The following is a 19,759-nucleotide window of genomic DNA, read 5'->3' on the forward strand; positions in this document are numbered from 1 at the left end:
GAAAAGTTGGTCTTTTAGAAAGCATTAAAACAAGAGGTTTAGTGTTTTTTAGTGTCATGTAGAAGCTAGACATGGTAAAGCATTTAAAGGTCTTTTAGATAGATATTTTAATTAAGATTAAATTCATAGAGTTCTTATAGTATAAAAGAGCAAACACTTATATGAGTATTTGCTCTTTTTGCATTTACAACCTTTGTTCATATAATTTTTGAAAAGTATTATAAGTTTTTTCATCAATGCAGACTATAGCGATTTCATCTAAAATATCTGGCGAGTTTTTAATGAAGGATAAAATTTCATCTAATGCTATATTGCAAGCTTCTTCTAGTGGATAAGAATAAGCGCCAGTACTTATAGAAGGGAAGGCTATAGTTTTTATAGGATGTTCAGTTATATATTCAATTGAATCTCTTAGTAAATAATCCTTATGTTTATTTTCAGTAAATATATTTGTATTAAATAGATATAAATTTTTATTAATATATTCATTGATTTGATTTCTGTAATAATCAGAATAATTAACGGCAACTTCAAGCACAGAACTATAGGCGCTTCTTAAGTATTTTTCTTCAGAACCGCTATGCCTATAAATAGGACCTACCGTATGTATTACCCAATATACACCTAGTTCGGTTAAATTATATGATTTCGTTATTTTTGACTTACCAGTTAAGCAGCCGTTTAAAGTTTTACATTCTTCTAATAATTTTGCGCCACACGCTCTATGGATTGCTCCATCAACACCACCTCCACCAAGTAGGGAGGTATTGGCAGCATTTACTATTGCATCAAATTTAATTTTGGTTATATCACCTAGTAATATTTCAAGCTTTGTCAAATAAATCACCTCATATTTATAGTCATAAATTCTCTTAATTAATAGTTTACACCTAAATCACTAAAATAAAAATAGTTATTTTACAGAAAATGTAAGAAGGATACATACTCTTATAAAGTACGTATCCTAGATTTTTCTTCTGAAATAAATTATTAGAAACTATAATATTGACTTAAGCTCTAAATTTTTTCTTCTATTATCTAATGGATTTAAATTAATATGGTGTATTTTCATTGTCTCATCAGGGTTCATGATTAATTCATCTAAGCGAATTCTACCATCTTTGGTATTGGCAACAACCATTATTTCCATACCTTTTTTATAAGTTACCCAGTTGTAGCCATCTTTAACAACCTTATTAACATCTTCCATAGATATTAAAGCTGTTTCTTTAGGATTACCAAATTTATCTCTTAAAATTATTCCCATAGTCTCATGATCGATTTTTGTGCAATCATTTTTTAAGTTTCTATTATATAATTCTAAATTTTCTTTTCTATTATCTAATGTATTTCCATTTAAGTGTTTTATTGGAGCTTTTGTATTTACATCTAAAATTACAGATTGAATAGTTTGCTTAGCGGGCATATTTTTCCCATTTACTTTAGTAGTTGTTAGCGTTTGGACTAAATAATTGTTAAAATCTTTATGCCATTCAGCAAACCAAATTCCTGCATTTTTAACTCTTTCGGCATCAAAAGTATCTATTTTGCAGATAAGTTCAGTTCCATCTTTTTTTAAGACAGAAATTTCTGTGATATTGCCTTTTGTAGTATATTTATTTTCTTGAGTTTTATAATTTGTATTTATGGTAAAGCACCTCTTTCATAATTTTATGTTTAAATAATAAATTTAGATATTTAAATATGCCATTTATCAGAAAAATAACATAAAATAGATTATTCTACAAGATAGTATTATAATTATAACCATACATACCTGATTTAAACATTATATCATTATACCAAATTAATATTATAAAAGAAATACAACTTAATAAAAAAGTACAAGAATATTTAACTTGTAAAAATAATTACTTAGTTACTAAGTAATTAGGTAAAACTAAAAATAGGTAGACATAGCTGCTTTTACTAAGTAAAATAAAAGGTGATGTTTGGAAAAGTGTGAAATAATACATTGTAAGAGAACATGTAAAGTAAAGAAATATAGATTGTTTTATATGAAAGTTTAATAAGAGGGAATAATTATGATAATTACAAAAGAATTAAAAAATATAGCTCAAGATAAAAAATTTATACGAAAAACTATAGCAATTACAGTTCCAATAGCTTTGCAAGCTTTATTGAATACAAGTCTAAATCTTGTAGACACGGTAATGATTGGAAGTTTAGGTCAACAATCTATTGCAGCTGTTGGATTAGCTAATAAGGTATTCTTTGTATTCACTTTGCTGCTATTTGGAATCGTAAGTGGTTCTTCAATTTTAACTGCCCAATATTTTGGAAAAAGAGATATTAAAAACATAAGAAGAGTATTAGGAATGTCTTTAAGCATAGGATTAGCTGGATCATTTATTTTTGTGATTCCAAGCTTAATATGTCCTGAAGCTGTTATGAGTATTTTTACACCAAATGAAGGTACAATAAAAACTGGTGCAGCATATTTAGCCATTGCAGCAATAAGCTATCCGTTAACAGCAATTACAAACGTTTATGTTGCTTTGCTAAGAGGGGTAAATCAAGTAAAAGCGCCTGTTATAATAACATTATTATCTATTTTTATAAAAATCACATTAAATTATATTTTAATATTTGGACATTTAGGAATGCCTGCTCTTGGAGTTCAAGGAGAGGCTATTGCTACTTTAATTGCAAGAACGTTTGAATGTGCATGTATATTGTCAGTTGTATATTATCAAAAAGGTCCAGCTGCAGCCAAACTTAAGGAATTATGGGATTTTAATAAGGTGTTTGTAAAATTGTTTTTTGTAACTGTATCTCCTGTTATTATTAATGAATTTATGTGGGGATTAGGCGTTACTATGTATTCACTTGTTTATGGAAGAATGGGTGATGAAGCAGTTGCTGCTATTACGATAACTCAAACTGTTGAACAGATCATAACTGTAGTTTTCCAAGGAATTAGTGCTGCAACAGCTGTTATCTTAGGTAATGAATTAGGTGCAAATAAATTAGAAGAGGCCAAAACTCATGCTAAGTATTTCATAATATTACAATTTATTAGTGCATTAGCTATGGGACTTATATGCTTTGTCATTAAAAATCCATTAATTAGCTTGTTTAATGTAACAGATTTGGTAGGAGTTAATATAAGCAGATGTTTAATTGTATTTATACTTTATTTACCTTTTAAAGTATTTAATTGGGTTAATATTGTAGGTATACTTAGAAGTGGTGGTGACACTAAAGTAGCATTAATGCTTGATATTACAGGAGTTTGGTGCGTTGGTATACCTTTTGCTTTTTTAGGTGGAATGATACTTCATGTACCAATTTATCTTGTATATGCTATGGTTACATTTGAGGAAGTATATAAATTCGTATTAGGTTATAGAAGATATAAGAAAAAAGTATGGTTAAGAAATTTAGTTTAAGCTAGTTAATTAAATGTTATGAATTTGGAAAGAATATTGATTAAAAGATAAAAAAATATATAATTATAAGTGAGAAAAGATTTCAATTAACGTCATGTACTAAAAGTGTAATAAATTATAGCAAAAGAAGAAAGGAATTGAATTATGGATCCAATAGCATTTCAAATTGGAGGCTTTGAAGTTAGATGGTATGGAATACTAATAGCTTTGGGTGTAATCTTAGCTGTTTTATTAACTGGCTATAACTGTAAAAAGAAAAATGTAGATTTTGATATTATATTAGATGTATTTTTTATTGCATTTCCAACAGCTATTATAGGAGCTAGGGCATACTATGTAATATTTGAATTTGAAAATTATAGGGATAATTTAATTGATATTTTTAACATTAGAAAAGGTGGATTAGCAATTCATGGAGGGTTAATAGGCGCATTTTTAGCAATTTATTTTTTCTCAAAAATAAAAAAGATAAATTTAATAAAATATTTAGATGTAGCAGCGCCAGCAATTATATTAGCTCAAGCAATTGGAAGATGGGGAAATTTCATGAATGGTGAAGCTCATGGGAGAGAAGTTTCTTATGAATTTATAAGCAAGTTTCCAATGTTTATACAAAAGGGAATGTATATTGGAGGAACATATTATCATCCCACCTTTTTATATGAGTCCTTTTGGAACATTTTAGTGTGCATAATATTGCTTACAATTCTATATAAGAAAAATAGTGAAGAAAATGGAGTAGTCATAGCAAGTTATTTAAGCTTATATTCTTTAGGCAGGGTATTTATTGAGGGGCTGAGAACTGATAGCTTGATGTTAGGTAATATTAGAGTAGCTCAACTTGTAAGTATTATTGGAATAATAATTGGATTAAGTATTATATTTATTATTAAGAGAAGAGAAGCACGAAAATTAATAGAATAATAAAGGATTGATGATTTTACATTAAATTATAAAATCATCAATCTTTTTTATACTCTTTTATTGTGACGCATTTTCAATCTTTTTTTTGTACTTATAAGGAGTTTCGCCATAGTGTTCTTTAAAACAATTTATGAAGGACTTAATATTAGGAAAACCATTATCAAAAGCTAGTTGATTAATTGAATAATCACTATTCATTAAATCCCTGTAAGCAGAAGTTAATCTTATATTTTTTAAATATGTACCAACAGTAATACCCATATATTTCTTAAATATTGTAGCAAGGTATTCTTTTGAAAGTTGGTATTTATATGCAATTTCATCTAATGAAATATTCTCCTTATAATTTGCATCTATATAATCAGTAATTATTTTTAAACGTTCTAAATTTCTTTCATTCTTCAATTCTAAGTTGGCATTGCGTTTAATGCTAAAGTCATTTAAAAGGATATATAATATTTCATAGAGTAGACTTTCTATTTTTAAGTAGTGAAATTTATTATTAGAATTTTCATCATCAACAAATAAAAGAGAAATGTGGTTGCTTTCCATATCATTTATATACATGTCCACTATTTCTTCATGAATATCTTTGAGTCTTTGTATGCTTTTATTATTACTTTTTAATTTAAATTCTATGTTATCAATATCCGGACAATTATCTTTAATAAAATTATAAGAAATTAATACTGTTATCATGGTAACAAGATCCTGACCGTAGTTCACTACTGAATGAACATCTCCGCTATTTACTAAATATAATTGTTTTTTTTCAATGGAAGTAATAATTCCGTTTGTGGAAAAAGTAGCATTTCCCCTATATAGATAAGTTAATTCTAAGTCCTTGTGCCAATGTTTTAGAACTACTCCTGGATCAGTGTGGATTACTATTTTAGCGGGTATTCTCTTTGGTGTTGTAACTATTTCATAACTATAATTCATTTAAGCATCTCCTTTTTGTAATTTATAACTAATATTTCGATAGTTATAAATAATTTGAATATTAATGGAATAAAAAATCTGTATATAGATTTATAACTATTACTAAAATATTAATAAATGACAATCAATTTTATAATAAAATGCTATATTATGCAAAAGTATAAGTTTATAATAGTTATTGTAAACGGTATTTAAAGCGAAACCAAAATATGAGGTGTTACACAATTTAAAGCAAGCGATTGCAAAAAATAAAAATAATACGTAATAGTAACAATAATAAGCCGTCAATTATTATTATAAACAAAAAAAAGAAATTGTGCAATCGATTACTGCAACGTTATAATAATACATTTGTTAATAATATTATAATTACAACTAAAATAATATTAATAAATGGATGTAATTTTTATCTTAATTATAATATAAAGCATATTTATTTTATAATTATGCAATCGGTTGCCTAGCTAAAATGGAAAACTTAAATTTGTTTGCATGATTTTTCTTACTAAATTAGATTTTCTTTATTACATATGTAATTTAATAAGAAAAAATCATTAAAATATCCTTAAATCCAAAAAATATATGTGAATTTAAGGATAAAATAAAGAAATTTTATAAAAACAGGGGGAATAAAAAAATGGTTAAAAACAAAAAAATAGTAGCATTAATAATGACAACAGCATTATTAATGGGAACATTAGCAGGTTGTGGTGGAGCATCAAAAGAAACAGGAGCTTCAGTTAGTAAAGAAGGAGATAAGACAATAACAGTTTGGTCACATTTAAATCCTCAAGAAGTTCCAGAGGTTCAAAAAGTAGCAGAAAAGTGGGGAAAGGAAAAGGGCGTAGCTGTTAAAGTTGTTGAAGATAAAGGTGATATGCAGGCATATGCACAAGCAGCAAATAGCTCAAAAGGGCCAGATTTATACTTTGGTATAGCTAATGATAATTTAGGAACATTCCAAAAAGCTGGATTACTTGCAGAAGTGCCAAGTGGAGTAATTGATGAAAGCAAATATACTTCAAAACAAGTAATAGATGCAGTGACTATAAATGGAAAGAAATACGGAGTTCCAATAGCACAAGAAACAGTTGCATTATTCTATAACAAGGACAAGGTAAAAGAAGTTCCAAAAACTATGGAAGACCTTGTGGCAAAAGCTAAAGAAGTTGGTTTTGAATTTGATGTAAATAATTTTTATATTTCTTATGGATTAATAGCTGCTCAAGGCGGATATGTATTTAAAAATAACAATGGAACACTTGATCCAAAGGATATTGGATTAGGAAATGATGGAGCAGTAAAAGGATATCAATTTATTCAAGACTTAGTAGTTAAAAATAAATTTATGGCTCCAGATATTAATGGAGATATTGCAAAAGGTGATTTCCAATCAGGAAAATCTGCATTTTATATTTCAGGACCATGGGATGTTGCTGGATTCAAAGAAGCAGGTGTTAACATAGGAGTTGTTCCAATGCCAACATTAGGTGGAAAACCTGTTACAACATTTTTAGGAGTTCAAACAGCATTTGTTAGTGAAAAATCTCCTAATAAAGATCTAGCTTGGGATTTAATGAAATATTTATCTGATAATAGTAATGACTTTTTGATTGAAAAAGGTGGTAGAATTCCTGCAACTAAAGCTGGAGTTGAAAGTGATTTATTTAAGAAATCAGAAACTATGGTTGCATTTAGTGAACAAGCTAAGAATGCTACTCCAATGCCAAATATTCCAGAAGTTCAAGCTATGTGGGCACCAGGTGCTGATGGATTAAAAGCATTAACAGCTGGAAATCTTGATCCTAAAGGTGTTGCAGATCAAATCGTAAAACAAATTACTGAAGGAATTGCTCAACAAAAATAATTATATTAATAAAAGAATAAAGTTAAACTTTGTTTAATTTTATTCTTTTAATCTAAGGAGGAGGAATATCATAAAATGACTGATTTAATTATAGATTCAAATAAGCCAAAAGAGGATATTGTTAAAAATAGCATTGTTGAAAAGAAAAAAAATGGTTTTAAATCAGTTCCATATTTATTACCAGCTTTAATTTCAATTTGTATTTTCACTGTACTTCCAATTATATATACAATATATATAGCATTCACCGATTATACAATGTATTCAAAAGGTGTTGTTAATTTTGTTGGATTTGCTAATTTTGCAGAAGTATTTGCAGGTCCATTTAAAGAAGTTTTTATGCCAGTTTTTATATGGACATGTGTTTTTGCACTTGCATCAACTGCAGGAACATTCTTTCTAGGACTTTTTATGGCAATATTAGTTAATAATGAAAATATAAAAGAAAGAGGACTTTATAAAGCGATATTAATAATTCCATGGGCATTGCCAGCAACAGTTGCAATACTCTCATGGTCAGGTTTATTAAATGGAAGTTATGGAGCAATTAATAATTTACTTATTAGCTTACACGTTATTTCAACACCAGTTCCATGGTTAACAAATCCTTCTTGGGCAAGAATGGCATTGATTATTGTTAATGTTTGGTTGGGGTTTCCATATATGATGAATGTTTGTTTAGGAGCGTTACAATCAATTCCAGTAACTTATTATGAGGCAGCAGATGTTGATGGAGCAAGTAAATTTACACAATTTAGAAAGATAACTTTACCTTCTCTTGCTCAAACAGCATATCCTTTAGTAATTTCATCTTTTGCATTTAATTTTAATAATTTTGGTCAATCATTCTTAATTACTGGAGGTGGTCCAGCAAGACCTGGAACACAATTTGCAGGTTACACTGATATTTTGGCATCAGTTAACTATAAATTGTCAATAACATTTGGAAGATACGAAATTGCTTCAACTATAAGTATTATTATATTTGTAATTTTAGCTACAATTTCATATTTTCAAATGAAAGCATCAGGGCAATTTGAGGAGGTTGATTAAAATGGTATCAAAGGTTAGTAATGAAGAATTAAAATATGTAAAAAAAATAAAACCGTCAGAAAGAAGAATAGCATGGGCTTCAAGAGTTGTAATTTGGATAATGATGGTGATAGTACTTATACCAATAATGGCAGTTTTGTCAGCATCTATGGCTAAAGGAAATTCATTTACTCAAATATCAATATTTCCAACGACTTTTACCATGGATAATTATATAAAAGTAATAAATCAAAGTAATTTTTTGACATGGACTAAAAATTCCTTAATTGTTTGTATTAGTGTTGCAGTGTTGCAATTAGTCATGACAATTCCAGCAGCTTTTGCTTTTTCGAAACTTAAGTTTAAAGGAAGAAAATATGGACTAATGGGACTTTTAATACTACAGATGTTTCCTACAACTATGGCATTACCAGCAATTTTAAGTGTTGCATATAAATATGACATGATGGACAAGTTAGGAGGATTAGTAATACTTTTAGCAGTAGGTAGTGCATATAATATTTGGCTTATGAAAGGTTATATGGATGGAGTTCCTAAAGAATTGAGCGAAGCTGCATATATAGATGGAGCAACAACTTTCCAAGTTTTCACTAAAATAATATTACCATTAATTAAAAATATGATTATTGTAATATTTATATTTGCTTTTGTTGGAGCATACAGCGAATTTTTATTTACTTCAGCTCTTATAAAAGATCCATCAGTAGAAACTCTTGCAACAGGTATGAGAGGATTTATTAAAGATAAGTATTCTGCTAACTGGACACAATATTCAGCAGCTGCTATGATGGCATCATTACCAGTAGTGATAATATCTGTAGTTTCTCAAAAATTCTTTGCACAAGGATTAACAGCTGGTTCGGTAAAAGGTTAATAAATATCTAGGAGAAGATAAAATGAGAAGAATGAGAAAAGTTTTAGCTTCATTAGTTGTAATGGTAATAGCAATTGGAATTTTTAGTGGGTGTAAAGCAAAGGAATATAAAAATAATGCTGATACAAATATGCCGTTTTCATGGGATAATGCAACAGTATATTTTGCATTAACAGATAGATTTTTAGATGGTGATGAATCAAATAATCACTCATATGGAAGAGAACTTGATGAGAATGGCAATGAAAATTCTGATTATAAGAACCAGCCTGCAACTTTTCATGGTGGAGATATTGTTGGCATTACAAAAAAAATAAATGAAGGATATTTTAATGATTTAGGTGTAAATGCAATATGGATAACCTCACCTTTTGAACAAATACACGGTTATATTGGTGGTGATAAATTTAGACATTATGCCTATCATGGATATTATAATTTAGATTATACTTCGATTGATGCAAATGTTGGTACTAAAGAGCAGTTTTCAGAATTTGTTGATACAGCACATAAACATGGCATAAGAGTAGTCTTAGATGTAGTACTTAATCACCCAGGTTATGTTAGTTTGAAGGACATGGACGAATATGGTTTTGGAAAGCTAAAGGATGATTGGAAAAACTATTATTATGGAGATTCTATGTACGCAATGTCAAAGGAAGATCAAAAGTATATGGATATAACTGACAAAGAAGCATGGTCAAAATGGTGGGGCTCTCAGTGGGTTAGAGCTTCACAAAAATATTCTGGTTATGATGGAAGTACAAGTGGTAGTGATAAAACTATATGTCTTTCAGGCTTACCAGATTTTAAAACTGAAACTACCTATGATCCAGGAATACCTGAAATTTGGAAGACAAAATGGACTAAAGAAGGTAGGTATGAAGAAGAAAAAAATAGCTTGAAAAAGTACTTTGAAGAGAATGACAAAAATCCAACAGTTGCAAATTATCTAATAAAAGAAATATCAGATTGGGTTAGGCTATACGGTATTGATGGATTTAGATGTGATACAGCTAAACATGTTGAAGAAGATAAATGGAAAGATTTAAAAGAACAATGTTCTAAAGCTTTGAAAGAATGGAAAAATGCAAATCCAGATAAGAAACTAGATGATTCGGATTTTTGGATGACTGGAGAAGTTTGGGGACAGCAAGTTGGAAGAACTAGTTATTATGATAATGGTTTTGATTCTTTAATTAATTTTGGATTTCAAATGGATGCAGCTAATTTAAAGAGTATAAATTCAACTTATGAAAGTTATGCTAAAAAGTTAAGTGCAGGAAAAAAATTTAATATTTTAAGCTATATTTCATCTCATGATACAACATTATATAACAGAGATGATTTGATTAATGGGGGAACAGCATTGTTGCTAGTGCCAGGAGGTGTTCAGATCTATTACGGAGATGAAACTGCTCGACCTATAAAATATGAAGATTGTTCTTACAAGGACCAACAGACTCGAGGCGATATGAATTGGGAGTCTATAAATAAAGAGGTTCTTAAGCATTGGCAGATACTTGGAAGATTTAGGAGAGCACATTTGGCCATAGGAGCTGGAGAACATAAGATAATAAATGATTCTCCATATATATTTAGCAGAGTATATAAAAATGATGAGATTAATGATAAGGTCATTTGTGTAATTGGAGCAGAAGAAGAAATAAATATAGACGTATCATCCATATTTGAAGATGGTGAAATAGTAAGAGATGCATATACAGGAAATACTACTAAAGTTAAGAATGGAAAAGTAGTATTTAAACCTCATAAAAATGGAGTTATTTTAATTGAAGAGATGAAGTAGTTAATAGACTTTTATTAACAATAATTTAATTGAAAGAGTGAGTATAAGATGGGAAAAACTAAATCGAAAAATATATTATCTACTTCTGGCAAAGGGAAAATTAAGTTGCTTAAGCATAATTCTAATAAAAGTAATTTAAAAAAATCTAAAAGCATACATTTTAAACTGTTGCAAAGTATGTTTTTTATTTCAATTATTCCTATGATAATTATATGTGGTGTTGCTTTTATTAAAATTAATGATATTACAAGTAGTAATTTTAAATCTTCAAGTACAGCCTCAACCATAGGTGCTCAAAAATTACTAGATTCTCAATTCGATAACATCATAAATGCTCTCCAATCCTTTTCAAGGAAAGATATTTTTAAAGAGAATATTACGAGTAAATCTACAATTGATGAATTTACAGAAATAAAAAATGATTTGAAATTAATAAAAGAATCAAATAGCTCTATATTATCTTTAAGTTTTGCTTTTGATAAGAGTAAATCTTATTATTGCTATCCAGATAAAAAAGTATCAGCTGATTTTAATCCTACATCAAGAGATTCGTATAAAGGTGCTGCTCAGTATAGAGATGCCGCATATATAAGCAATATATATAAAGATGCAAGTTCTGGAAGTGATTGTGTAACAATATCATATGGAATTAGAAAGAACAATGAAATTATTGGAGTTATATCAGTAGATTTGGATCTTAAGGTTTTATCAAAGAATCTTACAAATATGCTAGATGAAAATAGTGCTTTTGAATTTATATTATGTGATACAAACGGACAAGTTATTGCTAGCACAAATGAAAATATTATTGATACAAAAGTAGTAGCTGATTATTCAATTTGGAAGGATATAAGTGCAAATACTAAGGGATTTGAGAAATTTACTTTTGAAAATATGAATTATTTTACTTCATATGCTACTTCTGAGGTTACAGGGTGGAAGTTTATTAATAAAATTCCAGAGAAAATTTTAACTAGAGCAAAAAATTCATTAATTGAAGAATTTTTATTAATTCTCATCATAGTAATTGTAGCAATTATAGTTATCAGTACTAGATTTTCTAATAAATTATCAAAAAACATATTAATAATAAGAAATGCTATTAATGAAGCTGCCTTAGGTAATTTTAATAGTAAAATCAGCATTAATTCAAAAGATGAACTGGAAAATCTAGCAGTAAGTTTTAATGATATGTGTATAAAGGTTTCATGTTTGCTAGATAATGTGAATTCATCTGTAAATGATGTCAATGTTGCAGCATTAAATTTAAATGATAAGAGCATAAAATTATCCTATTCAATTTCAAATGTAAACAAAACCATAAATCAAATTGATTCAGGTACAACTGATTCAACAAATAACTTAGAATTATTAACTTCAAATATGGAGGATGTTTCTGATTCAATAAGTAGAATTGATTCATTAGCAATGAATGTCAGCAATATGGCTAATAAAGCTAATTCACTAAGTGAATTTGGATTGGATATTATAGGTGCATTAATTGAGAAAGCAAATGAAACAAAAAATTTAACTCATGAAGTAAATGAAGTTATAAATCTTGTTTCAAAGAGTGTAAAGGAAATAGAAACAATGAATGAAACTATAACTCAAATTACAAAACAAACAAATCTATTATCTTTGAATGCTGCAATTGAGGCGTCTAGAGCAGGGGAAGCAGGAAAAGGTTTTTCAGTTGTTGCTGAACAAATCAAAAAACTTGCTGAACAAACTGAATTATCTGCAAAGAAAATTACAAATACCATAGCTCAAGTTAATCATAATGTAAAAAATGCTGTACATAAAGCTGACAAAACTAGTGATGCAGTTGAGCAGCAGCAAAATTCAGTTAAACAATCCCAAGATATATTTGGAGAGATAATATCTTCAATTAATGATTTAAGTGTTAAGGTTACGGATATTTCTGAAGACTTAAGTGAATTAAATAGAAAGAAAAATGAAGTATTAGATCAAGTACAAAGTTTAACGGTTATTGTACAGGAAACATCAAATGGAGCTGGAGATGTAGCTTGTGTTTGTGAAACTGTTACTGAGACTACAGTTGAATTTCTTGAGTCTTCAAATAAATTAAAGCATTTATCAGATAATTTACAATCTGAAATTAATAAATTTAGATATAAGTAAAAAGAATTAATACAGAGGGCTATATATATTTAAAAAAAAGAAAATATATAAATTGCGAGGTTAAATAATATTTATTTTAAACAGTAAAAGGAGAAATATAAATAGATGAAGTTTGAAGCAGTATATCATAGAACATCTGACAATTATTGTTATCCTATTAATGAATATGATTTAATTGTTAATTTAAAAACTGGCTATGATGTTAAAAAAGTTTTTATTAATTATGGAGACCCATTTGCAACTGGAATTTTAGGTGGAAATAATAAATGGGATGGAAATAGAGAGGAAATTCCTTATAAAAAGAAGTTAAAGCATCAAATATGGTGGACAACTACTTTAAAGCCAGAATTTAAAAGGTGCAGGTATTATTTTGAATTAATTACTGAAAAGGAAACTTGGTATTACTTTGAAAATGGTTTTTTAAATGAAAAGCAAATGCATTTAGATGGAAAAGTACTTCAATGTTTTACATTTCCTTGGATGAATAGCTCAGATATTAATACAACACCAGATTGGGTAAATGATATGGTTTGGTATCAAATATTTCCTGAAAGGTTTTGCAATGGGGACACATCTATAAGTCCAAAGTGTGTAAAGCCTTGGCATAAGGGGAGTGTTAAAAACGAAGAATTTTATGGTGGAGATTTGCATGGGATTCTAAATAAATTGGATTACTTAGAAGACTTAGGTGTTACGGGGATATATTTAACACCAATTTTTGAAGCAGCTTCAACTCATAAATATGATACAAAAAATTATTTAAAAATAGATCCGCATTTTGGTGATGAAAATGTATTTAGAAATCTTGTAAATAAGGCGCATGAAAAAGGTATGAGAATTATGCTTGATGGTGTATTTAATCATAGTGGAGATAAGTTTGAGCCTTGGTTAGATGTAATGGAGAAAGGGCTGGAATCAAAATATTTTAATTGGTTTATGATAAATCAATGGCCATTTGATGATAATAGCCGAGATACAAGAGATGGGAAGTTTTATTCTTTTGCCTTTGCTAAAAATATGCCAAAGTTAAATACCAATAATAAAGAGGTAATTGATTATTTTATAAATGTATGTGAATATTGGGTTAAAAATTTTAATATTGATGGTTTAAGACTTGATGTTGCAAATGAAATTTCTCATAAATTCTGCAAGGTATTAAGAGAAAAAATGAAAGCAATAAAGCCTGATTTCTATATATTAGGTGAAATATGGCATGATTCTATTTCTTGGCTTAAAGGAGACGAATTTGATGCTGTTATGAACTACCCATTAACAAGCAGTATAGCAGATTTTTGGATAGATGATAGCTTAACTAAGGCGGATTTTGAATATACTATAAATAGATGTTATACGATGTATATGCAACAAAATAATGATGTATTATTTAATTTATTAGATTCCCATGATACAGAAAGATTGATTTCAAGAGTAAAAGACATTAATGTTTTCTATCAACAACTAGCAGTATTATTTACAATGCCTGGTAGTCCATGTATTTTCTATGGTACTGAAATTGCACTTGAAGGAAACCATGATCCTGACTGTAGAAGATGTATGCCGTGGGATGAAATTGAAAGTGGAAAATACGATAGTAATATAAATATTATAAAGAACTTAATAAAGCTTAGAAAAGAAGAGCAGCTTTTTAGAAGTCGTAATTTTCATTTTCCAAATACAATCAAAAATGAAAGAGTAATTGAATATATAAAGCTAGATGAATGGGGAAATAAACTTGAAATATTACTAAATTGTTCAGATGGAATTATTTCAATAGAAGAAGATGGAGAAGTTTTATTTAGTTATTTATATTCAAAAAATAGTTTGCTTAAAAACGGTATATTGATTAGAAAAATTAAATAAGCTTCTCTAAATTTAACTGAATTATTTTTGATTACTGATAAGATATACGAAGAGTATTAAAATAATAGAAAGATGGAAAGATATTATGTACAATAATTATATTTTTGATCTTTATGGAACTTTAGTAGATATCCATACTAATGAAAATTCTAAGACAGTTTGGGATAAACTTGCTTTGTTTTATTCCTTTAATGGTGCATATTATAATGGAAAAGATTTAAAGAACAGCTATAGAAGGAAAGTTAAAGAGAAGCAACTAGCTATAAACATTACTAAATATCCTGACTTTCCAATAGAAGAGGTGTTTAAATCTATTTTTGAAGATAAAGAAATACGTGCGTCTGAAGAGATTATTAAGACAGTGGCTCAGATGTTTAGGGTTTTATCGATTAAATATATAAAACTCTATGATGGAGCTATAGAATTACTAGATAAACTTAAGGCAAGGAAGAAAAAAATTTATTTGTTATCAAATGCTCAAAGAATATTTACATTATATGAGTTGAAACTATTAGGTATTTATGATTATTTTGACGGTACATATTTTTCTTCTGACCATTATGTTTGTAAGCCAGATGCGGTATTTTATAATAAGATCTTGAAGGAATTTAAGATTGATATTAATAATAGTATAATGATAGGTAATGATTTTATTGCAGACATTGAAGGTGCATGCAATGTAGGCTTAGATTCTTTATATATTGAATCTAATTTATCACCTAAAGTAACAAGAAGCCTTAAAAGTAAATATAATATTTTAGATGGTGACGTGAATAAAATAAGTGAATTAATAATTGAGAACTAAATAATAATCGAGTAGGAGTGATAGCTTATCAAACCTGCTCGATTGTTTTTTATAGCTTACATACGATTATGTCATCTTCACCAGCAGTTACATTTTTATCTGTTGAGATAATTAAGTCAGATACTACATCTGGATTAGTTATCAAAACTGGAGTAATAAGAGAAAAACCTTTCTCTAAAATAAAATCTTTATTTATTTTGATGATTGGTGTTCCAGCCTTAACCACACTTCCTTCAGAAGCAAGCTGTTCAAAACCTTCACCGTTTAATGAAACTGTATCTATTCCTATATGAACTAGTAGTTCAATTCCATTGTCAAGAGTCATAGCAAAAGCATGCTTTGTTTTAAAGACTAATGCAAGTGTACCATCAGCAGGAGCAACAATTGTATCTCCAGTTATATCAATAGCAGCACCATCGCCAGCCATCTTTTGAGCAAAGACAGGATCTGGAACTTTTGAAATATCAATTGCTTTACCAGTAGCAGGTGCAACTAGTGTTAAATCAGTTTTTTGTTTTTTATTAAAAAATTTAAACATATATACCTCCGAATTTTTAATAGGGATAATTTCATAATTATTATTAATTATATTATTTGTTAAGATGAGAGTCAATAAAAATGTGGAATTGGTTCCGTGTTTTTGCTTTAATTATGAAATTATAATTAAAAATTCTATTTGCTACATAAAGCTTTTTCTATAAATTTATGAATACTATTACATATAAATTAAAATAATATAATCAAAGAATACTTAAGAAGCAAAGTAGTATAAATATTTGCAAAATAAAAAGTTAATAGTATATAATTTAGTAAGTAAAATTTGTTAGGGAAATATAAGAGAATACTATACAGATAAGGTAAAATCATTAGTATTTTAATAGAGGTGAGTATGATAAAAAAAATGAGAAGAATTTCTTTTGTAATTGCACTTTTTCTTATAGGAGCTTCGGCTGCAATATATATAAATAAATCAAAAGCTATGAATAACGATACGGAGAACGTAATATCAATGGAAGATACTATTGCTACCGAAGATAAAAAAGAAAATACACCCCTTAAAAATGGAATCACTTTTGGTGTATTAGGAGATATTCATAATAATATAGACAGTTTTCAAGAAGCTATAGAAGATTTTCATAATCTTGATCCTACAATGGACTTATTAGTTTTAAATGGAGATACTGTAGATCAAGGTAAGGAAGAATCATATACTGCTATTAAAAATGTCATAAGCAAAAATGAGAATTTATTGCCTAAGATAATTATAAAAAATATAGGAAATCATGAATTTTATAATTATGAAGCAGGCACCAATTCATCCGAGCAAGTTAAAGTTTTCATTAACAGATATCTTGATTTTGCAGGTGAAGAAAAAGTATATCATGATAAATGGGTTGGTGGATATCATTTTATATCATTGGGATCAGAAGATGGAAATTCAAAAACTACTGATTCAGTACGAGCTTTTATATCCGATGATCAGCAAAAGTGGTTAAAAGATAAGCTGGAAGAAAAATATGAAAAAGGAAAACCTATTTTTGTATTTTTACATCAGCATTTAAATAATGGGAATACAGGATGGATTGGTGTTGAACAAAGTAAAGAAGTAAGAAAAATATTATCGAAATATCCTGAGGTAATATTATTTACTTCTCACACTCATAGCGATTTAAATGATAGCAGCATATTATTTAAACAACCATTTACTATGGCCCATACAGGCGCTGTAAGTTATACAATTGTATATAGTGATAATTATGAAGGTGGTAGAAAAAGAGAACCATTCATTAAAGGGTTGTATGTTGAAGTGAATGATAACAAAGTTACTATTAATGGAAGAAATATAAAAGATAAACAATGGATTTTTAATAAGCAAGTTCCAATGGAGTAAGCAGAGTAAAGAAAAAATTAAAATATAAATAAAATCACAAATGATAATTTAATCATATAATATTCATAAATAATTTTTATAGGAAATAATCATGAAATATTTATCTGAGTTTTTTAACAGTAAAAAATGTGCAGAACATAATCTAAGGAGTGATAATCAAAAGCTAAATTTTAATGCTGAGCAATATGTGAATTCAAATAACTTTTCCAGTGATACAAATTATTTTATATGGGTAGATTTAAAAAATTTCAAAGTCAATATTTTTCAAGGAACCACAAATAAATGGGGAATTATTCACAGTTATTTATGTACAATTGGAAAAAATTCAACCCCAACTCCAAAAGGAACTTATAAAATTGGAATCAAAGGACTTTATTTTGGAGTGAATAAAGGATATAAGTGTTGGTATTACACTCAATTTAAGGGAAATTATTTATTTCATTCTATAATATATAATTTAGATGGATCTGTTAGAGATGGAAGACTTGGAATGAAATTATCTGATGGATGCATAAGATTAGCAAAAACAAATGCAAAGTGGATTTATGACAACATTCCTAAGGATACTAAGGTTGTAATAAGTTAGAAGCACTAAACTAATGTTAAATATAAATAGTCTAGTGCTTTTCATTTTGAGATTTGTTGTAGATAGGTTATGAATGTACGCTCATTTTATCTTATAAGCCAATAAACTTTATCTTTTGATAATTCAAAACCAAGTTTTTTTTGAAGTGCTGTTGAAGCAATGTTTGTTTCTACCACTTGTCCATAAGGGTATCGTTTAAGGGCTAAAGCATGATTTGTTGCTGCAATTTGTAAAGAAGAGCCAATTCCTTTTCCTTTAAATTTAGGAAGGACTTCTAACATACCTATTGAACCTTCTTCATGGCTTCCAATAAATCCACATAAATTATTATCAATAAATGCACCAAACATTACATTTGCTTTCAACCTATTTTCAATATAATTTGAGTCTATAATATCCATTTTAGAATAACTATTAATTATATTATCCTTATATTGTAATGTAAGTGGTTTGATTTCAACTGAGGATTTTTCATAAACTATAGGAGTTTTCTTTGTATAAACAGTATTGTAACAAGCCATTGTCTCGGAAAAGATATGTTTTTCTAATAATAAATCAAAAGAAAATTTATCATGGGTAGAAACTATATTAAAATCTTCAGGTAGTATATTAATTAAACTTTTTGATACTTCAATATTATTTGAAGAAAGCATATATATGTTTGAAGGACAGTCTTTTATTAGAACGCCTTCATTTGATGCAAACAAAATTTCTACACTTCCTCTACGTATGCATTCTAGCATATCAACATTTAATAAGAAATTTTTCGTAAGCATTTCAATAGCAATATCAGTTATCATAATTATTAAGATCCTTTCAAAAATATATAGAAAAATTTATTATATTATGTAAAAATTATATCATACTAATGATTTAATGAAAGGATTGGAGGATTAATAATTATGAACTATGTATGGCTTGAAGAATATTGCCTTAATAAAAAAGGAGCGGAAAAAGAAATAAAAGAAGATTGGGAAGCAACTTTGTATAGATTAAGGGGAAAAATATTTGTTATGAAAGGTGGGGATAGAGAAGGAAAACCTATAATAACTTTAAAGTGTGATCCAAGTTTTGGAAGATTTTTGAGAGATGAATATAAAGATATAATACCTGGATACCATATGAATAAAGAGCATTGGAATTCCATTTATATTGGAGGTAAAGTACCTGATGAAGTTGTAAAACAAATGATAGATATGTCTTATAGTATAATACTAAACTCTTTTAGCCAAAAAGTTCAAAAAGAAATTAACATGGAATAATAATGAAAAATTTCCTTTAAAAATAATTCTGAAAATTCAGAATATATGTTGAAATAAATTAATGGATAAGTTATAATATAAACAAGATAAAGATTTAAATTTATCTTAGTGGACTGACACTTCAATCCGGCAGAAGCGTATATCTCAAGAGGTATACAGTTGGTGACGGGCAACGTAAAAATCCCGGAAGCAATGTACGACGAAGGGTCGTACCCAGTTGGCGGACAACGTTAAAATCAGTTACTAAGAAAAAGCAAGTGTATTTATACACTTGCTTTTTGCGTGTGCCCAGCATGGGCACGTACTAATCGGTGAAAGTCCGTAATGGGG

Annotated in this window: 17 protein-coding genes; 12 read left to right on the forward strand and 5 right to left on the reverse strand. The window is 28.2% G+C overall.

Features of this window, described 5'->3' with window-relative positions:
- Window positions 1-184 precede the first annotated feature (184 nt).
- Both GXK56_RS20140 and GXK56_RS20145 read right to left on the reverse strand, forming a co-directional pair.
- On the reverse strand, window positions 185-838 hold the full coding sequence (locus GXK56_RS20140) for a macro domain-containing protein (RefSeq protein WP_160690751.1): 654 nt from the start codon (window positions 836-838) through the stop codon (window positions 185-187).
- Window positions 839-997: 159 nt separating this feature from the next.
- Complete coding sequence (locus GXK56_RS20145) at window positions 998-1,597, reverse strand: hypothetical protein (protein ID WP_202127920.1); 600 nt, start codon at window positions 1,595-1,597, stop codon at window positions 998-1,000.
- A gap of 448 nt (window positions 1,598-2,045) precedes the next feature.
- Between GXK56_RS20145 and GXK56_RS20150 the strand changes: the two genes are divergently transcribed.
- The gene (locus GXK56_RS20150; protein ID WP_160690753.1) at window positions 2,046-3,413 is read left to right on the forward strand and encodes an MATE family efflux transporter; all 1,368 of its coding nucleotides are present in this window, start codon (window positions 2,046-2,048) and stop codon (window positions 3,411-3,413) included.
- Between the two features lie 144 nt (window positions 3,414-3,557).
- A complete protein-coding gene (gene lgt / locus GXK56_RS20155; RefSeq protein WP_160690755.1) occupies window positions 3,558-4,337 on the forward strand; it encodes a prolipoprotein diacylglyceryl transferase in 780 nt (259 codons plus the stop codon).
- 57 nt (window positions 4,338-4,394) lie between these two features.
- Here lgt and GXK56_RS20160 read toward each other — a convergent pair whose 3' ends face one another.
- Window positions 4,395-5,279 carry an AraC family transcriptional regulator gene (locus tag GXK56_RS20160; protein WP_160690757.1) on the reverse strand — a complete coding sequence of 295 codons (885 nt, stop codon included), beginning with the start codon at window positions 5,277-5,279 and terminating at the stop codon, window positions 4,395-4,397.
- Window positions 5,280-5,916: 637 nt separating this feature from the next.
- Between GXK56_RS20160 and GXK56_RS20165 the strand changes: the two genes are divergently transcribed.
- From GXK56_RS20165 to GXK56_RS20195, 7 genes are all read left to right on the forward strand, one after another.
- Entirely contained in the window at window positions 5,917-7,146 is a 1,230-nt protein-coding gene (locus tag GXK56_RS20165; RefSeq protein WP_160690759.1) for a maltose ABC transporter substrate-binding protein, read from the forward strand.
- A 75-nt stretch (window positions 7,147-7,221) separates the two neighbouring features.
- Complete coding sequence (locus GXK56_RS20170; protein WP_160690761.1) at window positions 7,222-8,199, forward strand: sugar ABC transporter permease; 978 nt, start codon at window positions 7,222-7,224, stop codon at window positions 8,197-8,199.
- A gap of 1 nt (window position 8,200) precedes the next feature.
- Window positions 8,201-9,073: an ABC transporter permease subunit gene (locus tag GXK56_RS20175; protein ID WP_160690763.1), complete on the forward strand. Its 873-nt coding sequence runs from the start codon at window positions 8,201-8,203 to the stop codon at window positions 9,071-9,073.
- 22 nt (window positions 9,074-9,095) lie between these two features.
- Window positions 9,096-10,883, forward strand: a complete 1,788-nt coding sequence (locus GXK56_RS20180) for an alpha-amylase family glycosyl hydrolase (RefSeq protein WP_160690765.1) — start codon at window positions 9,096-9,098, stop codon at window positions 10,881-10,883.
- 48 nt (window positions 10,884-10,931) lie between these two features.
- Window positions 10,932-13,025, forward strand: coding sequence for a methyl-accepting chemotaxis protein (locus tag GXK56_RS20185; RefSeq protein WP_160690767.1), 2,094 nt, complete (start codon window positions 10,932-10,934; stop codon window positions 13,023-13,025).
- 105 nt (window positions 13,026-13,130) lie between these two features.
- Complete coding sequence (locus GXK56_RS20190) at window positions 13,131-14,885, forward strand: glycoside hydrolase family 13 protein (protein ID WP_160690769.1); 1,755 nt, start codon at window positions 13,131-13,133, stop codon at window positions 14,883-14,885.
- 85 nt (window positions 14,886-14,970) lie between these two features.
- Complete coding sequence (locus GXK56_RS20195) at window positions 14,971-15,690, forward strand: HAD family hydrolase (RefSeq protein ID WP_160690771.1); 720 nt, start codon at window positions 14,971-14,973, stop codon at window positions 15,688-15,690.
- 49 nt (window positions 15,691-15,739) lie between these two features.
- Here GXK56_RS20195 and GXK56_RS20200 read toward each other — a convergent pair whose 3' ends face one another.
- Entirely contained in the window at window positions 15,740-16,228 is a 489-nt protein-coding gene (locus GXK56_RS20200) for a PTS glucose transporter subunit IIA (protein WP_160690773.1), read from the reverse strand.
- Window positions 16,229-16,579: 351 nt separating this feature from the next.
- Between GXK56_RS20200 and GXK56_RS20205 the strand changes: the two genes are divergently transcribed.
- A complete protein-coding gene (locus GXK56_RS20205) occupies window positions 16,580-17,581 on the forward strand; it encodes a metallophosphoesterase (RefSeq protein WP_243156196.1) in 1,002 nt (333 codons plus the stop codon).
- A 91-nt stretch (window positions 17,582-17,672) separates the two neighbouring features.
- Window positions 17,673-18,167 carry a L,D-transpeptidase gene (locus tag GXK56_RS20210; protein ID WP_160690775.1) on the forward strand — a complete coding sequence of 165 codons (495 nt, stop codon included), beginning with the start codon at window positions 17,673-17,675 and terminating at the stop codon, window positions 18,165-18,167.
- An 86-nt stretch (window positions 18,168-18,253) separates the two neighbouring features.
- On the opposite strand, the gene GXK56_RS20215 is transcribed toward GXK56_RS20210, so the two are convergent.
- Entirely contained in the window at window positions 18,254-18,967 is a 714-nt protein-coding gene (locus tag GXK56_RS20215) for a GNAT family N-acetyltransferase (RefSeq protein WP_160690777.1), read from the reverse strand.
- 102 nt (window positions 18,968-19,069) lie between these two features.
- Here GXK56_RS20215 and GXK56_RS20220 point away from each other — a divergent pair, with 102 nt between their 5' ends.
- Entirely contained in the window at window positions 19,070-19,429 is a 360-nt protein-coding gene (locus tag GXK56_RS20220; RefSeq protein WP_160690779.1) for an MmcQ/YjbR family DNA-binding protein, read from the forward strand.
- Window positions 19,430-19,759: the final 330 nt, after the last annotated feature.

Source organism: Clostridium sp. C2-6-12, assembly GCF_009928485.1.
In the GTDB taxonomy this organism is placed as follows: domain Bacteria; phylum Bacillota; class Clostridia; order Clostridiales; family Clostridiaceae; genus Clostridium.

What these genes read in the sequence shown, in the direction of transcription:
- GXK56_RS20205 (WP_243156196.1), top strand. Translation starts at nt 16,580, where the DNA reads ATGATAAAAAAAATGAGAAGAATTTCTTTTGTAATTGCACTTTTTCTT.
- GXK56_RS20165 (WP_160690759.1), top strand. Translation starts at nt 5,917, where the DNA reads ATGGTTAAAAACAAAAAAATAGTAGCATTAATAATGACAACAGCATTA.
- GXK56_RS20175 (WP_160690763.1), top strand. Translation starts at nt 8,201, where the DNA reads ATGGTATCAAAGGTTAGTAATGAAGAATTAAAATATGTAAAAAAAATA.
- GXK56_RS20220 (WP_160690779.1), top strand. Translation starts at nt 19,070, where the DNA reads ATGAACTATGTATGGCTTGAAGAATATTGCCTTAATAAAAAAGGAGCG.
- GXK56_RS20185 (WP_160690767.1), top strand. Translation starts at nt 10,932, where the DNA reads ATGGGAAAAACTAAATCGAAAAATATATTATCTACTTCTGGCAAAGGG.
- GXK56_RS20170 (WP_160690761.1), top strand. Translation starts at nt 7,222, where the DNA reads ATGACTGATTTAATTATAGATTCAAATAAGCCAAAAGAGGATATTGTT.
- GXK56_RS20215 (WP_160690777.1), bottom strand. Translation starts at nt 18,967, where the DNA reads ATGATAACTGATATTGCTATTGAAATGCTTACGAAAAATTTCTTATTA.
- lgt (WP_160690755.1), top strand. Translation starts at nt 3,558, where the DNA reads ATGGATCCAATAGCATTTCAAATTGGAGGCTTTGAAGTTAGATGGTAT.
- GXK56_RS20180 (WP_160690765.1), top strand. Translation starts at nt 9,096, where the DNA reads ATGAGAAGAATGAGAAAAGTTTTAGCTTCATTAGTTGTAATGGTAATA.
- GXK56_RS20200 (WP_160690773.1), bottom strand. Translation starts at nt 16,228, where the DNA reads ATGTTTAAATTTTTTAATAAAAAACAAAAAACTGATTTAACACTAGTT.
- GXK56_RS20160 (WP_160690757.1), bottom strand. Translation starts at nt 5,279, where the DNA reads ATGAATTATAGTTATGAAATAGTTACAACACCAAAGAGAATACCCGCT.
- GXK56_RS20190 (WP_160690769.1), top strand. Translation starts at nt 13,131, where the DNA reads ATGAAGTTTGAAGCAGTATATCATAGAACATCTGACAATTATTGTTAT.
- GXK56_RS20195 (WP_160690771.1), top strand. Translation starts at nt 14,971, where the DNA reads ATGTACAATAATTATATTTTTGATCTTTATGGAACTTTAGTAGATATC.
- GXK56_RS20150 (WP_160690753.1), top strand. Translation starts at nt 2,046, where the DNA reads ATGATAATTACAAAAGAATTAAAAAATATAGCTCAAGATAAAAAATTT.
- GXK56_RS20210 (WP_160690775.1), top strand. Translation starts at nt 17,673, where the DNA reads ATGAAATATTTATCTGAGTTTTTTAACAGTAAAAAATGTGCAGAACAT.